14 protein-coding genes are annotated in these 22,925 nt (G+C 64.2%); 1 reads left to right on the top strand and 13 read right to left on the bottom strand.

The window, feature by feature from the left end; translation table 11 throughout:
• Positions 1-110: 110 nt before the first annotated feature.
• From SO180_RS25785 to SO180_RS25820, 8 genes are all read right to left on the bottom strand, one after another.
• The gene (locus tag SO180_RS25785) at positions 111-1,100 is read right to left on the bottom strand and encodes a 30S ribosomal protein S2 (RefSeq protein ID WP_027523852.1); all 990 of its coding nucleotides are present in this window, start codon (positions 1,098-1,100) and stop codon (positions 111-113) included.
• Between the two features lie 232 nt (positions 1,101-1,332).
• Positions 1,333-3,699 (bottom strand): caspase family protein, encoded by a 2,367-nt coding sequence (locus tag SO180_RS25790; RefSeq protein ID WP_449381641.1) that lies wholly within the window; start codon positions 3,697-3,699, stop codon positions 1,333-1,335.
• A gap of 185 nt (positions 3,700-3,884) precedes the next feature.
• Complete coding sequence (locus tag SO180_RS25795) at positions 3,885-4,619, bottom strand: carbonic anhydrase (protein ID WP_449381642.1); 735 nt, start codon at positions 4,617-4,619, stop codon at positions 3,885-3,887.
• Positions 4,620-4,743: 124 nt separating this feature from the next.
• The gene (gene dnaE, locus SO180_RS25800) at positions 4,744-8,238 is read right to left on the bottom strand and encodes a DNA polymerase III subunit alpha (RefSeq protein WP_449381643.1); all 3,495 of its coding nucleotides are present in this window, start codon (positions 8,236-8,238) and stop codon (positions 4,744-4,746) included.
• Positions 8,239-8,733: 495 nt separating this feature from the next.
• Positions 8,734-9,459 carry an outer membrane protein gene (locus SO180_RS25805; RefSeq protein ID WP_449381644.1) on the bottom strand — a complete coding sequence of 242 codons (726 nt, stop codon included), beginning with the start codon at positions 9,457-9,459 and terminating at the stop codon, positions 8,734-8,736.
• Positions 9,460-9,868: 409 nt separating this feature from the next.
• Entirely contained in the window at positions 9,869-12,136 is a 2,268-nt protein-coding gene (gene nirK / locus SO180_RS25810; protein WP_449381645.1) for a copper-containing nitrite reductase, read from the bottom strand.
• A gap of 241 nt (positions 12,137-12,377) precedes the next feature.
• Complete coding sequence (locus SO180_RS25815) at positions 12,378-14,840, bottom strand: arylsulfatase (RefSeq protein WP_449381646.1); 2,463 nt, start codon at positions 14,838-14,840, stop codon at positions 12,378-12,380.
• A gap of 332 nt (positions 14,841-15,172) precedes the next feature.
• Entirely contained in the window at positions 15,173-15,946 is a 774-nt protein-coding gene (locus SO180_RS25820) for a helix-turn-helix transcriptional regulator (RefSeq protein WP_449381647.1), read from the bottom strand.
• 114 nt (positions 15,947-16,060) lie between these two features.
• On the opposite strand from SO180_RS25820, the gene SO180_RS25825 reads away from it, so the two are divergent.
• A complete protein-coding gene (locus SO180_RS25825; protein ID WP_449381648.1) occupies positions 16,061-17,137 on the top strand; it encodes a zinc-binding dehydrogenase in 1,077 nt (358 codons plus the stop codon).
• A gap of 127 nt (positions 17,138-17,264) precedes the next feature.
• On the opposite strand, the gene SO180_RS25830 is transcribed toward SO180_RS25825, so the two are convergent.
• The 5 genes from SO180_RS25830 to SO180_RS25850 form a co-directional block, all read right to left on the bottom strand.
• Positions 17,265-17,966 (bottom strand): ABC transporter ATP-binding protein, encoded by a 702-nt coding sequence (locus SO180_RS25830; protein ID WP_449381673.1) that lies wholly within the window; start codon positions 17,964-17,966, stop codon positions 17,265-17,267.
• 4 nt (positions 17,967-17,970) lie between these two features.
• A complete protein-coding gene (locus SO180_RS25835) occupies positions 17,971-19,251 on the bottom strand; it encodes a lipoprotein-releasing ABC transporter permease subunit (RefSeq protein ID WP_027523839.1) in 1,281 nt (426 codons plus the stop codon).
• A gap of 74 nt (positions 19,252-19,325) precedes the next feature.
• A complete protein-coding gene (proS, locus tag SO180_RS25840; RefSeq protein WP_449381649.1) occupies positions 19,326-20,645 on the bottom strand; it encodes a proline--tRNA ligase in 1,320 nt (439 codons plus the stop codon).
• A 175-nt stretch (positions 20,646-20,820) separates the two neighbouring features.
• Positions 20,821-22,383 (bottom strand): copper resistance CopC/CopD family protein, encoded by a 1,563-nt coding sequence (locus tag SO180_RS25845; RefSeq protein ID WP_449381650.1) that lies wholly within the window; start codon positions 22,381-22,383, stop codon positions 20,821-20,823.
• Positions 22,383-22,910, bottom strand: a complete 528-nt coding sequence (locus tag SO180_RS25850; RefSeq protein WP_449381651.1) for a YcnI family copper-binding membrane protein — start codon at positions 22,908-22,910, stop codon at positions 22,383-22,385. The genes SO180_RS25845 and SO180_RS25850 overlap by 1 nt, the downstream gene beginning before the upstream one ends.
• Positions 22,911-22,925: the final 15 nt, after the last annotated feature.

Raw genomic sequence — 22,925 nt, forward strand, 5'->3', positions numbered from 1 at the left:
TGCCTGCCGGTTAACCCGCGGCGCGGCGCTGTCTCGCCCCACCGCGGTCCATCACAGGACGTCGCGTCAACTGAAATGGCGGCCGGAACGATTCGGCCGCCCCTCGACTGTTATTCCGCTTCCGCGGTGAGCGCCTTGGCCTTGGCCACCCAGGCATCCGCACGGCTGGGCAGACCGACCTCTTCGCCGATCTTGTGCGCGGTGGCGTGATCGAGCTCGGCGAGCTGCCAGTAGTGGAAGATGCCGAGGTCGTTGAACTTCTTCTCGATCGCACCCGACACGCCCGGGAGCTTCTTGAGGTCGTCGGCGGTGCCGCGCGGACCTGCAAGGCCCTGGAAACCGCTGGTGGACGGAAGCTCTTCAGCGGCCGGCTTGACCGAAGCGCCGATATCGATGCCCGCATCGCCCTGGGCGCGCGAGATGCCGTCGATCGCCGCGCGCGCAATCAGGTCGCAATAGAGCGAGATCGCACGGCCCGCGTCGTCATTGCCCGGCACCACATAGGTGATGCCCTTGGGGTCCGAATTGGTGTCGACGATCGCCGCGACCGGGATGTTGAGCCGCTGGGCTTCCTGGATCGCGATGTCTTCCTTGTTGGTGTCGATCACGAAGATCATGTCGGGCAGGCCGCCCATGTCCTTGATGCCACCGAGCGAGCGGTCGAGCTTGTCGCGCTCGCGCTGGAGCGTCAGGCGCTCCTTCTTGGTGTAGGAGTTGGCTTCACCGCCGGACAGCACCTCGTCGAGATGACGCAGGCGCTTGATCGAGGCCGAGATCGTCTTCCAGTTGGTCAGCGTGCCGCCGAGCCAGCGCGAATTGACGAAGTACTGCGCGCAGCGCTTGGCCGCGTCGGCAACGCCGTCCTGCGCCTGGCGCTTGGTGCCGACGAACAGGATGCGGCCGCCCTTCGCGACGGTGTCGCTGACGGCCTGGAGGGCCTGGTGCAGCATCGGCACGGTCTGCGCGAGGTCGACGATGTGGATGTTGTTGCGGGTCCCGAAAATGAACGGCGCCATTTTCGGATTCCAGCGGTGGGATTGGTGACCAAAGTGCACGCCAGCTTCGAGCAGCTGACGCATGGTGAAGTCGGGTAGCGCCATAGTGATAATTCTCCGGTTGGTTCCTCCGGAAACGTGTGAGCAAGACGGAGCGTTCTCGCCCCGGCTGCCACCGGACGGCCTTTTGAGCCATGTTTCCGTGTGAGATGGCGCGCTATATAGCGCGATTTCGGCCAGAAGCAAGGAAATAAGGGCCTTTGGAGGGCGTTTTGGCGCCCTGCCCCAAGTCCTTTTTCAGGCCCTTTTCAAGTCCTTTTCCGTAGTTCCAAGCCCCCTAGCACTTTGGCTGGTGGGGGGCGCATTTCTTCGCTGCGGCCGGTGCCGGGCGCGGTGAGGCGGCCGGACGGGGCGGCGGAGCCGCGGCCACCCGCGGCGGGGGTGGCGGCGCCGGGCGAGCCGCTGGCGGCGGAGCCGGCCGGGCGGCGGCGACGGGCGGAGGCGCGGCTCGCGGGGGTGGCGCCGAGGCTGCCCGCGGCGTCGCCGCCGAGGGCACGGGTTTCGCGACGGCTTGAGGATGTGGCGGCGCGGCTGGCTTGGCGGCCTGCGGCGGCGGGGTGATCACACGCTGATTCTGCGGTGTCAGCGGCTCGCGACCCGTGGGATGCACCGCTGTGACGGCAGGCTTGGCGCCTGTCCCCGCCGCGGATGGAGCCGTGGTGCCCTGCTGAGGGATGGCCGACTTTGCACGGCTATCCGCAGGCGTGGTCGCCGGCGTTCCAGCGACCGGCGGCTTTTGCGACTGGCCCGGCGCGACGGCCGCATTTCCGGCAGGCGTCGTGGTGGGCGGCGCCGTTGCGGTCGCCGCATTGGGATGGCCTGCTTGCGAGCCGTTCGCCGGCGCCGTCGCGGTCGGCGCGAGCCTGCCACTCGGCGTCTGGGCAGCCGAGGGCGCCGGCGGCGCCCCATGGGTGCCGGGGACCGGAAGCGTATTGGCCTCAGGCAACCTGCTCGGCGGCGCGGCCACGGCCGGCGCGACATTGGTCCGCGTCGCAGCCGGTGTTCCCGGTCTCGCGGTGGGCGTGATCGTCGCGCTCTGCGGCATCGGCAGCTTGCCCTGCTGGATCAAGGCGGCGCGCTGCGCAACGGCCTGCGGCACCGCCGGGCCTGCGGGTGATGCGCGGCCGGAGACCGCCGGAGCCAAGCTGCCGGGCGCGAGTCCCGCAGCCGCGGCTGCCGGAGGCCGGTTGATGACGGTGTTGATCACCGTGGTGTTGTGGATGTTCTGGTAGATGATGTTGTTCGGCGGCGGTGCGACATAAATTGGCGGCCTCACGAACACCGGGATCGGCACGAACATCGGCTGTGGTAGCACGAACAGTCCGATCACGGGCAGCGGCGGCGGCAGCACGATGAAATCCGGTGGCGGCGGCGGGCAGAAATAGACCGGGGGCGGCGGCGGCGGCACGAAGCCGAACACGGGATCGCTGAACAGCAGCACGGGGCGATCGACATAGACCACCTCCTCCGGCGGCGGCGGCGGCAGGCCGTAATCCATCATGGCAAAGCTCGGCGGCGGCTCGAGCGGCGCGGTCAGGATCGCCAGCCTGCGCCGTGCGTCGCCAGCATGCGGCCCGCGCGGATAGCGGCGCAGATAGGACCAGTAAGCGTCCGGCGTGTCGGCGCGATAGGTCCGCCGCCAGGTGATCGCCTCGCGGCGCGCTGCAACAATCGCGATCACCCGCTTGGCCATGGGATCACCGGGATAGGCGGAGAGGAATTCCTCATAGGCCGGCAGCGTGTCGCGCTCGAGCGCCGCCGCGTAGGCGTCCTGCACGCCGAGATCGCGGATCGGCTTGTTGCGGATCGCAGCGACCTGATCGGGCGTGGCCTGCGGCGGCGGTGCGTCAGGTCCGCGCTCGAAGAACGAGAATTGCGCGCTGATCTTCTGATCGTCCCAGGGCACCTGAGCGCCCTTGCTGGCGTCGTTGACGCGCAGGCGCACGCGGTCGAAGACCTCAGGCAGCGACAGGCCCCCGGTGCGGATCATCTCGGCGAGCGACTGGGCGTAGACGCCGTAGGGCCCCGGCTCTTCCGGCGCCACGGTGCCGGGCGCGGCGTTGTAGGCGATCAGCATGTTCGCGTCGGGCTCGACCAGCGCGAGCCCGCTTGCGATCGGTTGCCCGCCCTCGATGAAGGGCTGCGCCCGGGCCGCATCGAGCACGACGATGTTCGCCTTCAGCGGCAGCGCGGCGAGTTGGCGGACGTAGTCGCTGATGCGGAGCGCCTCGGTCGGAACGTCGGTATCGCGCGCGATGTTGGAATCGACCGGGATGAAGTAGTTCTCGCCGGCGAGCTGCACGCCATAGCCGGCGAGATAGATCATCGCGACGGTGCCGGGTCCCGATGTCTGGGCCTTCTGAAGAAAATCGCGAAAGCTCTTGCGCAGCGTGTCGCCGTCGAGGTCGCGGGCGCCGACCACGTCGAAGCCGGCGGCCTGAAGCGTCTGTGCGATCAGGCCGGCATCATTGGCGGTCGTTGCCAGCGGAGACTTCGCATAGGCGCCATTGCCGACCACCAGCGCGATACGCTTCTCCTGCTGCTGGGCGTAGGCAGGATCGAACAGTCCGCCTGCCGCGAACAGCAGGCTCGGAAGAAGCAAACCGAGGAAAGATCCAAGGAAAGATTGTCGTGTCCCACGCATGGCTTTCGCGCCCGCTATTGTTGTTGAGCTTGCCACCGCACATGAGACGCGCGGCTGGCTGAATGGCGTTTGAACGAAAAACGCTTGGATTGAGGCGACGGAATGGCCGCTGGCCGTCGCCCGTCAGCTCCATGTCAGGTTCGCGATCGCAAAAATTCCGGCCGCACGATCCTGATCTTGACCCCCTACCCCTGGGAGATCAGGTCGACGGTGCCCGTGGCCAGCCGATAGATGCCGCCGACGACCTTGAGCTTGCCCTGCTCGGCCGCCGCATTGAGGATCGGCGCCGCTGACTTCAGCTTGGCCACGTTGTCGATCACGTTTTGCCGGATCGCCGCGTCGAGCGCATCTGCGCCCTGCTGCATGGCCGCCTTGGCAGCCGGCGCGATCGCCTCGACGAGCGACGGAATGTGTCCCGGCGGCGACTTGTTGTCCTTGAGCGCTTTCAGCGTCGCATCGACGGCGCCGCAACTGTCGTGGCCGAGAACCAGGATCAGCGGCGTACTCAACACGGCCACGGCATATTCAAGGCTCGCGATCGTCTCGTTGCCGGCAAAATTGCCGGCCACGCGACAGACGAAGAGATCGCCACGACCGGTGTCGAAAGCGTATTCCGGCGCAATGCGCGAGTCCGCGCAGCTCAGGATCGCCGCATATGGATTCTGCCCCGCGGCGAGAGCTCCTCGCTCATGCTTGAAGTCATGGCGCCGCGCCACACCGTCGACATAGCGCGCATTACCCTCCATCAACCGCTTCAGCGCAGCATCGGGTGTCACCACGTTCTGCGGCTTGGGCGGCGTTTTCGTTTCTTTGGCGAAGGCCGTCGAACCGAACATCAATGCCGAAGCGGCGAACAGCATCATCGAGCGTCGCGAGGGCACGAGCAGATGATGCAATTTGTCAGAGCATTTGTCGCACATGTCTTTCCCCCTACCATCTCAGTCCAGACCTGCATGAACAGTACAGGACACGAGTGACAGCGACGCTTCGCCGCCGACAAAATCATGGACCGGCGCCGCCGGGCTCGATCGGCGGCGACGGATGCTACAATTGCTGCACGTCGACGACACCCGCGACCGCCTTGATCGCGCCTGCGATTTGCGGCGAGACCTTGAAGCGGCCGGGCAGCTTCATTTCCACCTCGGTTTCGAGGTCGAGCATCATCACCAGCGAGACCTCGCCGTCGCCGTTGGAGCGCTGCGCGATGCCGACCTTCGGCGCGCCGCCATTCGATGGCGCGGCGTCCGGACCTGCAAGCCGACGCGCGATCGATTCCAGCGGCTTGGTGTCGCGCAGGAAGATACGCAGCCCCTTCTGCGTCTTGGCGGCGGCGTCATCGAGCGGCTCGGCGTGCAGCACACGCGCGCGCACGTCCTCGCCCTGCAATTCAGCGCCGAGCTGCAACAGCACCGCGGCGCCCGGCTCAAGCACGTCGCGATATTGCGCGAGCCCTTCGGAGAACAGCACCGCCTCAAAGTGGCCCGTGGGATCAGAAAGTCCCATGATGCCCATCTTGTTGCCGGTCTTGGTGCGCCGCTCCATGCGCGACACCACGGTGGCGGCGACCTTGCCGGCGGTTGCGCCGGTTTTGACGGCGCGCGAAAACTCCGCCCAGCTCTGCACGCGCAGGCGTTTGAGCACCGTCGCGTAATCGTCGAGCGGATGCCCCGACAGGAAGAAACCGATCGCATCATATTCGCGCCGCAGCCGCTCGGCCGGCAACCAGGCCTCGATCTGCGGCAGCATGATGGTAGGCGCATCCGACGCACCTCCGAACATGTCGTTCTGCCCGATGGTCGCGGCCTCATGCGCACGCTGGCAGGCGGCGAGGATCGCATCCGCACCGGCAAAGACGCGGGCGCGGTTCGGCTCCAGCGTGTCGAAGGCGCCGGCGGCGGCGAGACTTTCGATAATGCGCTTGTTGATCGCGCGCGGCAACACGCGCGCGGCGAAATCGGCGAGTGACGTGAACGGGCCGTTCTTGGTGCGCTCCTCGATGATCTGCTCGACGGCCTGAAGGCCGACGCCCTTGAGCGCTGCGAGCGCGTAGTAGATGGTCTTCTCGCCGACCTCGAAGGTCGCCCCTGAGCGGTTGACGTTCGGCGGCTCGACCTTGATGCCGAGGCGCTGCGCCTCGGAGCGAAATTCGGACAGCTTGTCGGTGTTGTTGAGGTCGAGCGTCATCGACGCCGCGATGAACTCCACCGGATAATGCGCCTTCATGTAGGCGGTGTGGTAGGACACCAGCGCATAGGCTGCCGCGTGGCTCTTGTTGAAGCCGTAGTCGGCGAATTTGGCGAGCAGCTCGAAGATCGTCTCGGCCTGCGCTTTCGGCACGCCGTTCTTCACCGCGCCGGCGACGAAGATATCGCGCTGCTTGTCCATCTCGGCGCGGATCTTCTTGCCCATCGCGCGGCGCAGGAGGTCGGCGTCGCCGAGCGAATAGCCCGACATCACCTGCGCGATCTGCATCACCTGTTCCTGGTAGATGATGACGCCGAACGTCTCTTTGAGGATCGGCTCGAGGACGGGGTGGAGATATTCCGGCTCCTCGTCGCCGTGCTTGCGCGAGCAATAGGTCGGGATGTTCGCCATCGGGCCCGGACGATAGAGCGCGACCAGCGCGATGATGTCCTCGAAGCGGTCGGGGCGCATGTCGACCAGCGCGCGCCGCATGCCCTGGCTTTCAACCTGGAACACGCCGACCACCTCGCCGCGGGCCAGCATCTGGTAGCTCTCGGCATCGTCGATCGGCAGCGTCGCGAGATCGACATGGATGTCGCGCGGCTTGAGCAGTTTGCACGCGACGTCGAGGACCGTCAGCGTCTTCAGGCCGAGGAAGTCGAACTTCACGAGGCCCGCGGGCTCGACCCATTTCATGTTGAACTGGGTCACCGGCATGTCGGACTTGGGATCGCGATACATCGGCACGAGCTCGCTCAGGGGGCGATCGCCGATCACGATGCCGGCCGCGTGCGTCGAGGCGTGGCGCGTCAGGCCCTCGAGGCGCTGGGCAATGTCGAAGGCGCGCGCCACCACCGGGTCTTCATCGCGAAACGCCTGGAGCTTTGGCTCGCTCTCGATCGCGGCGGCCAGCGTCACCGGTGCGGCCGGATTCTGCGGAACCAGCTTGGTCAGCTTGTCGACCTGCCCATAGGGCATTTGCAGCACGCGCCCGACGTCGCGCAGCACGCCGCGCGCTTGCAGGGTGCCGAAGGTGATGATTTGGGCGACCTGATCGCGGCCGTAGCGTTCCTGGACGTACTTGATTACCTCGCCGCGGCGGTCCTGGCAGAAGTCGATGTCGAAGTCCGGCATCGAGACGCGCTCGGGATTGAGGAAGCGCTCGAACAGCAGCCCGAACTTGATCGGATCGAGATCAGTGATGGTCAAGGCCCAGGCGACCAGCGAGCCTGCGCCGGAGCCGCGGCCCGGCCCGACCGGAATGCCCTGCGACTTCGCCCATTTGATGAAGTCGGAGACGATCAGGAAGTAGCCCGCATATTTCATGCGGGTGATGACGTCGAGCTCGAAGGCGAGCCGCTTGTTGTAGTCCTCCTCGGTCGTGCCCTGCGACAGGCCGTGCACGCGCAGGCGGTTGGCAAGCCCCTCCTCCGCCTGCCGCTGCAATTCGCCCGCCTCGACCGCGGCCGCATCGGAGCTGCCTGCGGCGCCGACGGTGAAGAACGGCAGGATCGGCTTGCGCGTCATCGGTCGGAACGAGCAGCGTTCGGCGATCTCGATCGTCGAGGCCAGCGCTTCCGGAATGTCGGCGAACAGCACCGCCATCTCGGCGCGCGTCTTGAAGCGGTGATCGGGCGTGAGTTGCTCGCGCTCGGTCTCGGCGATCAGCCGCCCGCCGGCGATGCAGAGCAGCGCATCGTGAGCCTCGTAATCGTCGGTCGAAGCGAAGTACGGCTCGTTGGTCGCAACCAGCGGCAGGCCTTTCGTATAGGCAATGTCGATCAGCCCGCTCTCGATGCGGCGTTCCTTGTCGATGCCATGACGCTGCAATTCGATGTAGAGGCGGTCGCCGAACAGACCGGCGAGTCGCTCACAGCGCGTGGCCGCGAGCTCCGCGTGGCCGGCCGCGAGCGCAAGCGAGATCGGCCCGTCTGGACCGCCCGTGAGCGCGATCAAGCCGTCGGTCTCGCCGTCAAGCCAATCGAACTTGATGAACGGCGCGTGGCTGTCGGGAGTCTCGAGGAACGCGCGCGAGTTCAGCCGCATCAGGCTGCGATAGCCGCGCTCCTGCGCGGCCAGCAGCACGACCCGCGAGGGCAGAATCGCATTGCGCGCATTCGGATCCTGGTCGCCGAAATCGATCGCGAGCTCGCAGCCGACGATCGGCTGGACGCCCGAGCCCGCCATCTTGTCGGAGAACTCCAGCGCACCGAACATGTTGTCGGTGTCGGTCAGCGCCAGCGCCGGCTGATGGTCCTTTTTCGCAAGCTCCGCGAGCTTGGCGATCTTGATCGAACCCTTGAGCAGCGAATAGGCCGAGTGAACGTGAAGATGGACAAATCCGGCGCTCGGCATGGTCGCTTACGGCCTTTCAACATCGTGGGGACACCAGCCGGACCTGGGCGCAGGATGCGCGCTCCGTTGGCCCGACTCGCCCGACAATGGTGGTGCCTCGGCCGCCAAGAGTCTACGGAGAGTCCATGGCGCGGGCGCACATTCCTAGCGCCGTCCCGCTTTTCAACAAGCGGCCGCCGGTCCCCGCTCAGAGCTGGGGAATCAGAGCTGAGGGATGACTTGCGCCCAGATCGCGATCATCCCGACGAACAGCGTGATCGATGCCAGTGCAGCGGCTTCTTCCACGAAGATCTTCAACATGGCCTTGCTCCCTCGCCAGAACATAGAGAGAACATTGTTCTATTTTTGTTCTAAGAGTCAAGCTGCGCGACGGGGCTCGCGACCCGGCTTTGCACTCAATGGTTAACTCGATGAATTCTCGAAGCAAAAAAGCCCCGGCGCAAGGCCGGGGCTTTCGCGACCGCTCCAGTGGAGCGATCCTGTCGGTACCTAATATCAGTACTTCGCGATGATCGGGCCGCCGAACTTGTAGTTCAGGCGGACGAGACCCATGTCGACGTCCTGACGGATGCGGTCGGTACCCACGAGACCCGTGAAGGTGACGTCCTTGTCCTGCAGGAAGATGTGGTTGTACTCGACGCCAACCGACCAGTTCGGAGCGAAGCCGACTTCGAGGCCGGCACCGACCGTGCCACCCCAACGGGTCTGGCTGGTCGAGGCAAGCAGCGCGCCGGTGGCAGTGCTGTAGACGTCGAACTTGTCGCCGACCACGGCCGCGCCGCCCTTCACGTAAACGAGCACGTTGTTCCAGGCGTAGCCGACCTGACCGGTGATCAGACCGAACGAATCGATACGGCTGCGGTTGCGATCCGCGAACAGCAGGCTGACGTTGTCGCCGGAGAAGTCGGCCCAGTTGCCCTGGCCTTCGACGCCGAACACCCACTGCCCGGTCTGCCAGCGATAGCCGATCTGACCACCGACGGTACCGCCGGTCGCGTTGTGCGAACCTTCAGTGCCCGTGCCGACGAAATCCCAGGTCGTGTGAGCCGAACCACCGCCGCCGTTGATACCGATGTAGAAGCCGCTCCAGTCGTAGACCGCGGCGATCGCCGCAGGCGGCGCCTTCGTATAAGGCCGTGCTGCGAGGTCAGCAGCCACCGCCGGCGCAGCCGCGCTGAGCGCAACGAGGCTAGCAGTGACAAGCAACAAACTCTTCTTCATTTGATTCCCGTTCCAGTTTCTTCAGTAGGCCCCCGGGCCATGGGCACCTCTTATCAGCCATCGACGGAATTGCTGTAACCGCGACGCCACAGTCCTATCGAAAGGCCCCGCGAGGTAAATGAATGTTTCTCGCACGCGCCTGGAACTCATTTGGGTTCTATTTTTGCAGTGGTTCCAGCGTCAATCTGCTGAGTCTCCGCTCGCGGAGGAGTGTTCACATCTTGGTGTGAACACGAGTATGACAATCGATATTTTTGTCTCCGTATTGTCGCCACAATTTCGCGAGCGCTGTTCCACAATGCGGCTCGCTGCTAAGCGGGATGATCCTTGGCCTGAAAAAAATCCCGTGCTCGAGAGCGGGGTGACGTCGTATAGATCCCATCGTTCGATTTCTGCACCGGAGGCGTGGTCAGTGCCCCATGCCTGGCATCACCTTGCCGTTGAAGATTTCGGGGTTCGGGGGACCCTCCACGCTCAGGATGCCCGACAGCCCACGCTCCAATCGTGAAAGCGCATGATCGACCAGCGTGTAATTGCCCGGCACTTCCAGCTTGAAGTCAACGACAACCGCGCCGCCCGGCGCCACGGTGACGGTCTGGATTCCCTCATGCGGCGGGCTTTGAAGTCCGCCAAACGTGTAGACCTTGTCGAGTATCTCCCCGATGACATGGAATGAGGATGTGTAGTTCGGTCCGCCGACGCCGAAGAAAATGCGCACGGTTTCGCCGACCTTGGCGTGCAGTGGGTGGAGCTTGGACAGCGCTCCGACTGAGCCGTTGAAGACGAAGTATTCGGGACGTTCGTTCAGAAGCTTCTCCACGCTGAACTCTGCGCTTCCACGCTGGCCGAAGGGCATGTCGGAATAGATTTCGCCCTGCATGACATAGAACTCGTGATCCACCGGCGGCAGGCCGCCTTCAGGCTCCACGAGAATCATGCCGTACATGCCGTTTGCAATATGCTCGGCGACCATTGGGGTGGCGCAGTGATAGACGTAGAGGCCCGGCACCAGCGCCTTCCATGTCATTGCTTTCTCCTGGCCGGGATCGACCTGGAGAGCGGCCGCACCGCCGCCCGGGCCCGTCGCGGCGTGGAAATCGACCGAATGGATCATCGAGCTGTCGCTGGAATTCTTCAGATGAATGTCGATGGTGTCGCCGACGCGCACCCGGATCATCGGGCCCGGCACCTTGCCGTTGAAGGTCCAGTAGCCGAACGTCGTTCCTTCCGCGAGCCGGCCTTCGAGCTCGACGCTCAAGAGGTCGACACGCACGGTTTGCGGATCGCGTTTGCCGATCGGCGGCGGCACGTCGGCGGGCTCGCGTGAAATATCGGCTTCCACCACCGCCTGAGGCGGCGGGCGCGGGGTAACCAGGAATTGACCTTCCATTCCGGCTTGCCGATGGCCGGGCACGCTGCAGAAATAAACGAAGTCCCCGGACTTATCGGCGCGGAATGCGATCGTCGTGCTTGCACCCTTTCCGGTGACGCGTGGCGAGGTGGTGTTCTGGTCGGGAAAGGCGATATCGTGCTGCGCCCCTTCGCCATTGATCAGAGTGAGTTGAACCACCTGTCCCTCGACGGCAGTCAAGACCGGATTGACCTTGCCGTCGATCTCGCCGCCCTCACCGATATAGACCATTCGCCCTTCGGCGATCCCCGAACGCAAGGTGTATCGCGCGTCGGGAATGTAGGTGACGGAGGGACCTGGCGCGGCTTGCGCCGCCTGTGTCTGGGCCGGCTGTGGCGTGGGCGGCGGCGTAGCCTGCGAAGGCTGCTGAGCGGCGGTGGCCGCGGGCTGCGTGCCGCCCGCGAGATATGCGATGACGTCGGCCCGGTCATGATCGGTCTTGAGGCCGGGGAACGGCATCTTGTTGCCCGGCACGACCTTCGCCGGATCGGCCAGATATTGGTCGAGCGTCTGCACACTCCACACGATGTCAGCCGATTTCATCGCGGGCGAATAGTTGTAACCAGCCTCCGTACCGGCCTTGCGGCCGATGACGCCGGCCAGCGACGGGCCGAGCATGTTTTTGCCGGGCTCGGTGGAATGACACGCCTGGCACTTCCTGAAGACCAGACGACCTGCCGTAGCATCGCCGATGCCCGGCGCGGCATTCGAGGCGGCCGTTACAGCATTGGACGCGGGCGGCGGAGCGTTGGAGGCTGGTGCCGCAGGTGATTGTCCGGTCGTTGCGCTCGCCTGCGGCGTGTTGCCCTGTGCCATATGGTCATGAGCGGATGGTGACGGGGCGGCGGGCAGCGACGGCGTTGCGCTTGGGGGCTGGATGTTCGCCGCCCTGTGGTCATCAGCGGACGGCGAGGCAGCAGCGGCCGGAGATGTCGCGGCTGCGTTCGCCGACGGCTTTGGTGTCGGTGCGGGATTGTTCTGATCGACCGGCGGCTGAGCAGGCGCCTTGCCTGATTGAGCGAGCTGCTGCGCAGGTTGCTTCGCGCTGCCGCCTTGTGGCGGGGTCTCGGTCGAGGCGACGGCCGGCTGGCCCCGATTGCGACCTTGATCCGACGAGGCGGCTTGATCGGAGGTGGGGGCTGCGGCAGATGGCGTATTCGTCGATGAAGACAGGTGTCCGACCAGATAGATCCCGCCGAAAATCACGGCCAGCCCGACAATGAAAACGGACGATGCCCGCCAGACGGCGCGAATTTGTTCCCACATCCTGAAAACCCGCTGCTTTGTCCGGCGCTCGTCGCAAGTATCGCTGCAACGCATCGGTCTCGTTTGATCTAAATCAACGGCGTAGACCGGCGCGCAGATGACGAGCTGCAAGGCCGAATCGTCATTGCCACAATCGCGTCCCGCGATTGCTTCAGGTCAGCCCCGGTGAGCTGACACCTTTAGTAACCGCCGCAGGGTCTCAGATGGGCAATGAACGGACCTCGCTACAGGGTGAGACCACTCATTGGCGGGCCAGGTACATCCTCATCTTCGCAGCCATGTCCTCGACGGATTCACCGGTTACATCCACGAGAGCTTTCTTCACCGTCCCGGTGAACGGGAATGGCGCCTTGTAGTCCGTATCCATCACCGGCGAACCGGCATCGGCGCCGACACAAACGCCAGCCGCCAAGCCCAACGACAACGGTATGGTGACGGGCAAATCGCCGTTGCCGATGGGATTGCCGTCGACAAACAGCTTGATGCTCGCCGGTACGCCCCTGCCCTTTGGGATGTCCGCCTTGCCTGTCGGTGTGAACTCAAAGCTGAAGATGTGATCGCCTTCGGGGATAGCTGTGTCCGACTGCACCTTGAAACGCTGATCGGCGACGTAGTTGTAGCCGTAGGTCAGCTTGCCATTCTGGACGTAGAAGACGAAGCCGCCATCGCAGCCGCCCATCGAGAGCAGCACACCTTCCGCTCCGCCCCTCGGCACGTTGGCGTGCACCGAGATCGAATGTGCAACATTGATCAGGTAAGGCGCTGCGTTGCTGGGCACCATTTGGGTGCCCGGATAATACAAATAACGTTTGCGATTGGCCGCGATCTGCGGCCGTGGATCGCCGAGCCGCGACGTACCGCGACTGTCGACCGGCAGGACGTCGTATTTGCCGGCCTCGACGTACCACATGCCGATCATCGCGATCAGTCTGTCGCGCTCCTTGTCAGCGAGATTGTTGGTTTCCGCAAAATCCTCCTTGAGATTGTAAAGCTCCCAACCCTTGGCATCGAGTTCGATCAGCTTGGCGTAGTCGATGGCTGCGCCAAACGTCCGGCCGGACTCGGTGAACGACGTACCCGGCCATGGACAGACTGCGCGCCAGCCGTCGTGGTAGAGTGAGCGATGGCCGAACATCTCGAAGTACTGCGTGAAGTGCAGCGGCGCCGCGTTTGCATCGTCAAACGACGACGTGAGGCTGAAGCCCTGCAGGGGTGACTGCGTAACGCCGCGAATTTGGACCGGCGGCTCGATGCCGAGCGCGTCCAGCACCGTCGGCACCATATCAATGGCATGACAATACTGCGTGCGTATCTCACTCTTGGACTTGATGCCTTTCGGCCAGATGATCATGAACGGGTCGGAGACGCCGCCGCGGTAGGTTTCCCGCTTCCAGCGCCGGAACGGCGTGTTGCCGGCATGTGTCCAGCCCCAGGCGTAATGATTGAAGTATTTCGGGCCGCCCAGGTCGTCGATCGCCGCGAGATTCTGCTGCAGGTCGTCCGGCACGTTGTTGAAGAACTTGCCTTCGTTCACCGAGCCGTGCGGGCCGCCCTCGGCGCTTGCGCCGTTGTCTGAAACCACCATGATGAGCGTGTTGTCGTATTCGCCCATGTCCTTGAGGAAGGTGATCAGCTCGCCGATGTAGTGGTCGGTGTGCTCCAGATATCCTGCGAACACTTCCATCATTCGGGCGTAGAGGCGGCGCTCATCGGACGGCAGCTTGTCCCAGTCCTGCACGTCTGGATCGTGTCGCGACAGAGCCGTGTTCGACGGTATGATCCCAAGCGCCTTCTGTTTCTCGAAAACCTGCTTGCGATAGGCATCCCAACCTGCGTCAAACTTGCCCTTGTACTTGTCGGCCCACTCCTTCGGAACATGATGCGGCGCGTGCATGGCTCCCGTGGCGAAGTACATGAAGAACGGCTTGTTGGGCGCCACCTGTTTGGAGTCCGCAATCATGCCCTTCGCCTTGCTGACGAGGTCGGGCGTGAGGTGGTACCCCTCCTCCGGCGTCTTCTCTGGCTCCGTCTGGCTGTTATCCCGCACTAGCTCCGGGTAGTACTGATGTGTATCCCCGCCGAGGAATCCATAGTAGCGCTCGAATCCACGGCCGAGAGGCCAGCGGTCGTAAGGGCCGGCCGCTGAAGTCTGTTCGGCCGGCGTCAGATGCCATTTGCCGAGGCAATAGGTATTGTAGCCGTTCTGCTGAAGGATTTCCGACAGAAAGCCGTTCTCGAACGGGATCTGTCCATTGGCTCCCGGAAAGCCCTCCGAGCCTTCAGTGATGCATGCCATCCCATTCGAATGGTGATTGCGCCCCGTCAGGAAGCAGGAACGCGATGGCGAACACAGTGCGGTGGTATGCATATTGTTGTAGCGCAGCCCATCAGCGCCGAGTGCATCCAGATTGGGTGTGTTGATCGGGCTCCCGAAACAACCGATGTGCCCGAAGCCGGTGTCATCGAGAACGATGAACAGCACGTTCGGCGCGCCCTCCCGCGCCCGGACGGGCGCTGGCCATGCCGGTTTGGATACGTCAAAGGTTCGGCCGATCACACCGGAAAACGCCTGCCCGGGTTTGTACTCCTTCAGCGGGCCCTGCGCTTGCGAAGGCTCAGGTCGCGTGGCGACTGCAGATGTGGTGACGAGTGCTGTGCTTCCAAGCAGGAACTTCCGACGATTGATTGCGACGTTCGTCTTCATGCTGTCCTCCCGGTGCTCAAGTTTTCCTGAGGAGCCGACACAAGTCGAAACGAGAGACACGCCGCGCTCCAAGCAAGGCTTGGATGCAGGCGTAGCAATGCGCAGCTTGAATCGGACGGCGCGACGGCGGTTGATCTAGATCAACCTCGTCACTGGCGCCCGACTGTCTCACTCACCTGCACGATATCGTCGAGTTGCCACGACTTGTCGAAATAGGCTTCCTTCGGCCCACAGAACCGGGAACAAGCCCTTGCCGGAGCTTGTCTTCAGGCTGATCGCAACATTTCCGTTCGGCTCTCGAAATCTGACGCTTGGCCCTTGCGCTTACGCGCTCACACCGGCGTGTAGATGACGAGCTTCAACGCCGGATCGTCATTGGCCTGAAAACTCGTGTGCTCGAAATGAAGCACGCCCAGGGTGGGATGAGACATGGTCTTGAGGCCCGAGGCGGTGCTGCGGATCTCGTGCGCTTCCCACCATTTGACGAATTCCGGACTGCCCTGCCGCAGCCGCGTCAGCAACGCGACAAACGCGGGATCGCCCGCCCATACGTCATGTGTTGCGCGAAACATCGCCACCATGCGTTTTGCCACTTCCGCCCAGCTCGCACCGTAAGCCTTTCGCGTCTGCTTGTTGGTCATCATGAGAAGCATCGTGTTGCGATCTTCCTCCGCTAGCTTCCCGAACGCAAAGACCTCCTCGGCGGCGTCGTTCCACGCCAGCACGTCCCAGCGCCGTCCAACAATGTAGGCCGGCTGGTTCAGGCTCTCGATCAGCCGCAGGATCGGCGGCGGCACGACCTCGCGCGTGAACGCACCCCTCGCGCCGTCGCGCGCCAGCGCCTTCAGATGCGCATGCTCGGTCCTGGAAAGGCGCAGCGCGCGGGCCAGCGCATCGATGGTGGTGACCGACGGGCTTACTGTGCGCCCCTGCTCGAGGCGGATGTACCAGTCGACGCCGATCCCTGCGAGCTGCGCCACCTCCTCGCGCCGCAGCCCCGCCGTGCGCCGGCGGCGGCCGATCGGGAGGCCAACGGATTTCGGCGTCAGCTTCTCGCGGCGTGAGCGCAGGAAGTCACCGAATTCGACACGTCGGGGATCGGCCATAATCTTGCTTCCGGCTCAGGGAGGGTCGTCTTGATACTAGGATAATACCAGGCCTTCATGCGCTTTCAAGGCGGACGCATATTCCTGCTTCAGCTCGAATAAGAGGTGAACATCATGAAGGCCGCCGTCCTCAAATCCCTGGGAACACCGCTCGCGATCGAAGATGTTCCCGTTCCCGTGCTCGGCACGGGCGAGGTCATCGTCGACGTCGTCGCCACCCGCGTGCTGCCCTATCTGAACGAGGTCTTCAGCGGCGCGCGCAACTACGCCCTGGATCTTCCCGTGATCCCCGGTCCCGGCGGGATCGGCCGGGTCCGCGCCATCGGGCCGGATGCGACGAAACTCGCCGTCGACGACTGGGTATTCTGCGATCCGACCGTGCGTTCGCGCGACGATGCACTGTCGCCCGACATCACATTGCAGGCGCTGAGCGCCCGCGACGAAGGCGGCATGAAGCTGCAGAAGCACTTCCGTCATGGCTCGTTCGCCGAGCAGATGCGAGTGCCGACGGAAAACGTGAAGCGGCTTGGCGCGATCACCTCCGCTGAAGCCGCGCAATGGTGCGCGATCGGCACCATGCTCGTGCCCTATGGCGGCTTCCTCGCCGCTAAGCTCCAGCCTGGCGAAACCGTACTGGTCAGCGGCGCCACCGGCAATTTCGGCAGCGCCGCCGTGGCGGTGGCGCTTGCGATGGGCGCAGCCAGCGTCGTGGCGCCGGGGCGCAACGAGACGATCCTCGCCGATCTCGTTCGGCGCTTCGGCCCGCGCGTCAGGCCCTTAAAACTCTCGGGCAACGAGAGCGACGACCGCGAGCAGATGAAGCGCGCCGCCGGGCCGATCGATTGCGTGTTCGACATCATGCCGCCCTCGGTCAGCCCCACGGTGGTGCGCGCTGCGATCATGGCGGTGCGCGCCTACGGCCGCGTCGTGCTGATGGGGGGCGTCGGCATGGCCGGCGGACCTGGGCTCGAACTGCCCTACCCCTGGATCATGCGCAATTGCATCACCATCCATGGCGTCTGGATGTATCCGCCGGATGCGGCGGTCCGCCTGATCGCGCTCGTGCGCGCCGGGCTGCTGCGCCTCGATCAGTATGAGACGACGGCGTTCGATCTCGATCACGCCAACGAGGCCGTCGCGCACGCTGCAGCCCATGCCGGTCCGTTCAAGATGACGGTGATCCAGCCGTAGGCCGTCCCACATGCTGCGAGGATGGCATCTTGCCCGGTGATTTGCCCGACGCGCCAACAGATTTCGTAAAATACGAAGATCTCGCCAGCGGTCGCCGGCTACTTTGCATGGGGTTGTTTTCGAGATTTTAGTCGAGCTCGACCACCTGGCCGTTGGAAAGCGACACCCGCCGGTCCATGCGGCCGGCGAGCTCCATGTTGTGGGTCGCGATCAGCATCGAGACCTGCGTTGCCTTGACCAGCTGCATCAAGGCCTGGAACACATGCTCGGCGGTGCCGGGATCGAGGTTGCCGGTCGGCTCGTCCGCAAACAGCACCCGTGGCGCGTTGGCGACGGCGCGAGCAATCGCGACGCGCTGCTGCTCGCCGCCCGACAGCTCGGCGGGACGATGGGTGATACGGTCGCCGAGGCCGAGATAGGACAAGATATCCTTGGCGCGCTTGACGCTCTCGGATCGCTTCAGGCCGCGGATCATCTGCGGCAGCATGACGTTCTCCAATGCCGAGAACTCCGGCAGCAGCCGGTGCGACTGGTAGACGAAGCCGATCTCGGTGCGGCGAAGCTGCGTGCGCTCGATGTCGGGCAGTTGCGAGGTCGGGGTGCCCCCGACATAGACCTCGCCGGAATCGGGCGCCTCCAGCAGCCCTGCGATGTGCAGCAGCGTCGACTTGCCAGAACCTGACGGCGCCACCAGCGCCACCGACTGTCCAGCCCACAGCGCGAGCTTGGCGCCGTCCAGGATGGTCAGCACGTTCTCGCCCTGCACGTACTGCCGCTTTATCTCGTGGAGATAAATGACCGGTACATCTTCCGCCCCCTGCTCCATCAGCCCCTCACTCGTACCGGAGCGCTTCGACGGGATCGAGACGCGCGGCGCGCCAGGACGGGTAGAGCGTCGCAAGGAACGACAGCGTCAGCGCCATGATGACCACCGCCGTGGTCTCGCCGACGTCGATCTCGGCAGGCAGTCGGGACAGGAAATAGAGTTCCGGCGAGAACAGTTCCGTGCTGGTGAGCCAGGACAGGAACTGCCGGATCGATTCGATATTGAGGCAGATGACGAGGCCGACGAAGAAGCCGACGAGTGTGCCGACCACGCCGATCGAGGCTCCCGTGATCAGGAAGATGCGCATGATCGACCCTTGCGAGGCGCCCATCGTGCGCAGGATCGCGATGTCGCTGCCCTTGTCCTTCACCAGCATGATCAGGCCGGACACGATGTTGAGCGCGGCCACCAGCACGATCATGGTGAGGATCAGGAACATCACGTTGCGCTCGACCTGGAGCGCGTTGAAGAACGTCGAGTTGCGCTGACGCCAGTCGACCAGGAACACCGGCCGGCCGGCAGCCTCCGTCACCGACTTGCGAAACGCGTCGATGCGATCGGGATTGGTGGTGAACACCTCGATCGCGGTGACGTCGTTGTTGCGGTTGAAATAGGCCTGCGCCTCGGGGAGCGGCATGAAGACGAAGCCCGCGTCATATTCGGACATGCCGATCTCGAACACCGCGACGATCTTGTACGGCTTGATCCGCGGCGTCGTGCCCATCGGCGTGACCGCGCCCTTCGGCGCGACCAAGGTGACGCTGTCGCCGGCATGCAGCGACAACTGGTCGGCGAGCCGCCGGCCGATCGCCACGCCCTGCCCTTCGTCAAAGTTCTCGATCGAGCCCTGCTTGATGTTCTTGGCGATCGAGGTGAGGTTGTTCAGGTCGTCGGCGCGGATGCCGCGCACCAGCACGCCCGAGGCATTGAACGGCGAAGAGGCCAACGCCTGGCCGTCGACCACGGGCGCGGCGAGCCGCACACCGTCGACCTGGCTGATGCGCTCGGCGACGTCCTTCCAGTCGGTCAGCGGCGATTCCAGCGGCTGCACCAGAATGTGCCCGTTGAGGCCGAGGATCTTGTCGAGCAGTTCCTTGCGGAAGCCGTTCATGACGGCCATGACGATGATCAGCGTGGCGACGCCAAGCATGATGCCGAGGAAGGAGAATCCGGCGATGACCGAGATGAATCCTTCCTTGCGGCGCGCCCGCAGGTAGCGCGCCGACAACATCCATTCGAACGGCGCGAAGGGCGCGGTTTGCACAGGCTCGGTCATGGTCTCATCCATCGCTCGATAATCCCATGATTCGGGGTCAATTGTGGCCGGATTGCCTGCCCCGCAAATGGCGCGGTGGATAATATTCAACCGGTCAGGCGCGCGACCGCGTCGGCCGGCGACATGGTCTCGCGCGAGCCGTCGGCGCGCCGCTTGATCTCGACCTTGCCGTCGGCGAGCCCCTTCGGCCCGATCATGATCTGCCAGGGGATGCCAATCAGGTCGGCGGCGGCGAACTTGGCGCCGGCGCGCTGGTCGGTGTCGTCGTAGAGCACGTCGACCCCCTTGGCCTGAAGCTCGATATAGAGCTTCTCGCAGGCCGCATCGACGGCCGCATCGCCCTGCTTGAGATTGAGCACGACGGCGCGGAACGGCGCCACCGCTTCCGGCCATTTGATGCCGGCATCGTCATGGCAGGCCTCGATGATGGCCCCGACCAGGCGCGAGACGCCGACGCCGTAAGAGCCGCCGTGGATCGGCACGTCGACGCCGTCGGGCCCCGCCACCGTCGCCTTCATCGGCTCGGAATATTTGGTGCCGAAATAGAAGATCTGGCCGACCTCGATGCCGCGGGTATTGACCCGCTTGTCTTCGGGCACCTCCTGCTCGAAGCGCGCGGCATCGTGCACGTCTTCGGTGGCGGCATAGACCGAAGTCCACTGCTTGATGATCGGCGTGAGATCACTCTCGTAGTCGACGTCCTCGCCCGGCACCGGCAGATCGAGCACGTCGCTATTGATGAAGACGCCGGACTCGCCGGTCTCGGCGAGCACGATGAACTCGTGACTGAGATCGCCGCCGATCGGGCCGGTCTCGGCACGCATCGGGATCGCCTTCAGCCCCATCCGCGCGAAGGTGCGCAAATAGGCGACGAACATCTTGTTGTAGGCGACGCGCGCGGCCGCCTCGTTGAGATCGAAGGAATAGGCATCCTTCATCAGGAATTCGCGGCCCCGCATCACGCCGAAACGCGGACGCTGCTCGTCGCGGAATTTCCATTGAATATGATAGAGATTGAGCGGCAGGTTCTTGTAGGACTTCACATAGGCGCGGAAGATCTCGGTGATCATTTCCTCGTTAGTCGGCCCGTACAGCAGCTCGCGCTTGTTGCGGTCGGCGATGCGCAGCATCTCTGGCCCATAGGCATCGTAGCGGCCACTCTCGCGCCAGAGATCGGCAAGCTGCAAGGTCGGCATCAGCACCTCGATCGCGCCGGAGCGATCCTGCTCCTCGCGCACGATCTGCTCGATCTTCTTCAGCACGCGGAAGCCGAGCGGCAGCCAGGCATAGATGCCGGCGGCCTCCTGCCGGATCATGCCTGCGCGCAGCATCAGGCGATGCGAGACGATCTCCGCCTCTTTCGGATTTTCTTTCAGGATGGGCAGAAAGAACCGGGACAACCGCATAGATACACTCGAAGAATCAGTGAGGGGTTGCAGTGAAACCGGATTGGGAGCGAAAACACAAGGCCGGGAATGAAGAAAACGCGCTAACGCGACGAAATTCCTGTCATTTTTCTGTTTCCTTGAAGTCCCGTTTGAAGACGCAGGCGGCCGTTTCGGAACCCCGAGGCAATGCCTTTCAGTGCGGTGCGACCTCGAGGTCATCCTCGAGCGTGATCTTCTCGAAATCGGTCACCAGCGCGTCGATGCGCACATGCCAGCGGCCGGCGAACGGCAGCTCGACCTTTCGCGCGTGCCAGTAGCCGTCAGCGCCGAGCGCGGCGTCATATTCGATAGGCTCGATGCCGCGCTCCGGCAGGCTCAACGTCAGGGTCGCTTCCTTGGCGGAAAGGGGCGTCGCCTCCTCCGTCATGAGCTGGAGCACGAAGTCGTCAGTGCCCGCCTTGCCCGGCAACACCAGAACCTGGAACATCGCCTTCTCACCGTGGATATGGATCGCCAGCGGCGTCTCCGGGACGATCGTGCGCGACGGCGGCGTAAAGCGCCAGCCGGCGACGACAGCGAAGACGGCAAGCGCCAGGACGCATTCGGCCAGGATCGAGCGCTTGAGCGTGCGCGCTCCCTTGATGTTCTTGGCCAGCGCTGGTGTCAGGCGAAAGCGGTTGAGCGCGGCAAGCGCCAGTAGGGCGGCAACGAGCACGAGCTTGATCGAGAGGATGATGCCGTATTTGGTCTCGACCAGGGCGGCAAAGCTCGAGAGCTGAATGACGGCCAGCATCAGGCCCGTCAGCGTCAGGATGACGACGACCGGAAGGGCAGCGCGCGAGAACCGGTTCAGGATCGGCAGTGTGGCGGTGGTCGGTCTCGACATCAGAACGGCCAGCGGTGCCAGCGCGCCGGTCCAGAACGCGATACCGAGGCCGTGGATGAAGATCGCCGGCTTGGTCAACGCCTCCGGCGGTGCCGTCGCGGCGTGGCCGGTGCTGGCGAGCGACAGGCCGACGCCGGCAAGCGCGACAACCGAGAGGACACGCGCGCCCTGCCCTCCAGGCAGCGCGGTGCAGGCGATCAGGATCGTGGCGATCGCGATCAGAAGCGCGGGGCCGGCACTCGTCGTGAATGCAACCGTCCAGGGCGCTGACGTCAGAAGCGCGGTAGGCGGCAGACCGAGGAGATCGAGCCCCAACAGGGGAATCGAGGCGAGCGCACTCAGCACACCCACGACAAGCGCGCTACGGGGCAAAACCATTCCAATCGTCGATCGCGCGATCCAGATCGCAAAGAACACGCCGCCGACACCCGCGAAAAGCCCGAGATAGAGCCCTATCCGCGTGAGCCAGATCAGCGCGTTCACGCCGCTATCGGCAGCCACGGGAACTTGCGTCACGGACGGCAAGCCGATCGAGAAGATGACCGATCCCGCGACGGGATGGCCGTCCTGCGAGATCACGCGATAACTGACGACCGCAGTGCCCTGCGGCAGATCCTGCGGCAGCGCGATCGAGATGGTCTCGCCGAATGCGGTGACGAGAGCCTCCTTGCGCTCCTTTCCGGTCCCGTCGATCAGCCGGATCGCGCCCGGTGTCACCGCCTCGTTGTAGCGCAGCTCGACGCTCTTTGGCGTGCTCGCGACGATGCTTCCATTCGCCGGCTCGACCGAGACCAACGCGGCGTGCGCCCAAGCACCGGTCGCAAATCCGATGCCGAGCAGCAGCGTCGCAGGCGCGGCAAGGATGCGCATCAGGGCTTTGGCAGCAGCTTCACGCCCGGCGCGGGCGATTTGCCCTCATGCGAAGGGGCAGCGCCCTCCGCGGGAATCTCGATCCAGCGGCTGACGCCCTTCTCACATTCCTGCACGACCGGAAAATACAGTGTCGTGTTCGGCTTCAGGCTGTCGGTGAGAAACGTGCTCATCACGAACTCATCATAGTTGTGATCCGGCAACTTGCCGCCCGACCACATCACCTCCTTAGGCCCGGAGGAGACCTTGTTGCCGTGATAGTCGTATTCGCCGCCGTACTTGCCCTCGACGACGTCGACGCTCCAGCCGGCCTTTGGCATCGGCTTAACGGCGATGACGCCTTCGGGGATCTGCACGCGGATCTTCACCGTCGGCGAGCCGGCGCAGCCATGCGGCACGGCAAACACGGCCTTGTAGGACCCGCCGACCGTGGCCTGCTTGGTCTCCAGCGAGACGTGCGCCCCTGCGGACGAGCCTGCCAGCACGCATGCCGCCGTCGTGGTGACGTAGATCAAACCTTTTCGCATTGGAGCCTCACACGT

The organism is Bradyrhizobium sp. UFLA05-112 (assembly GCF_053572325.1).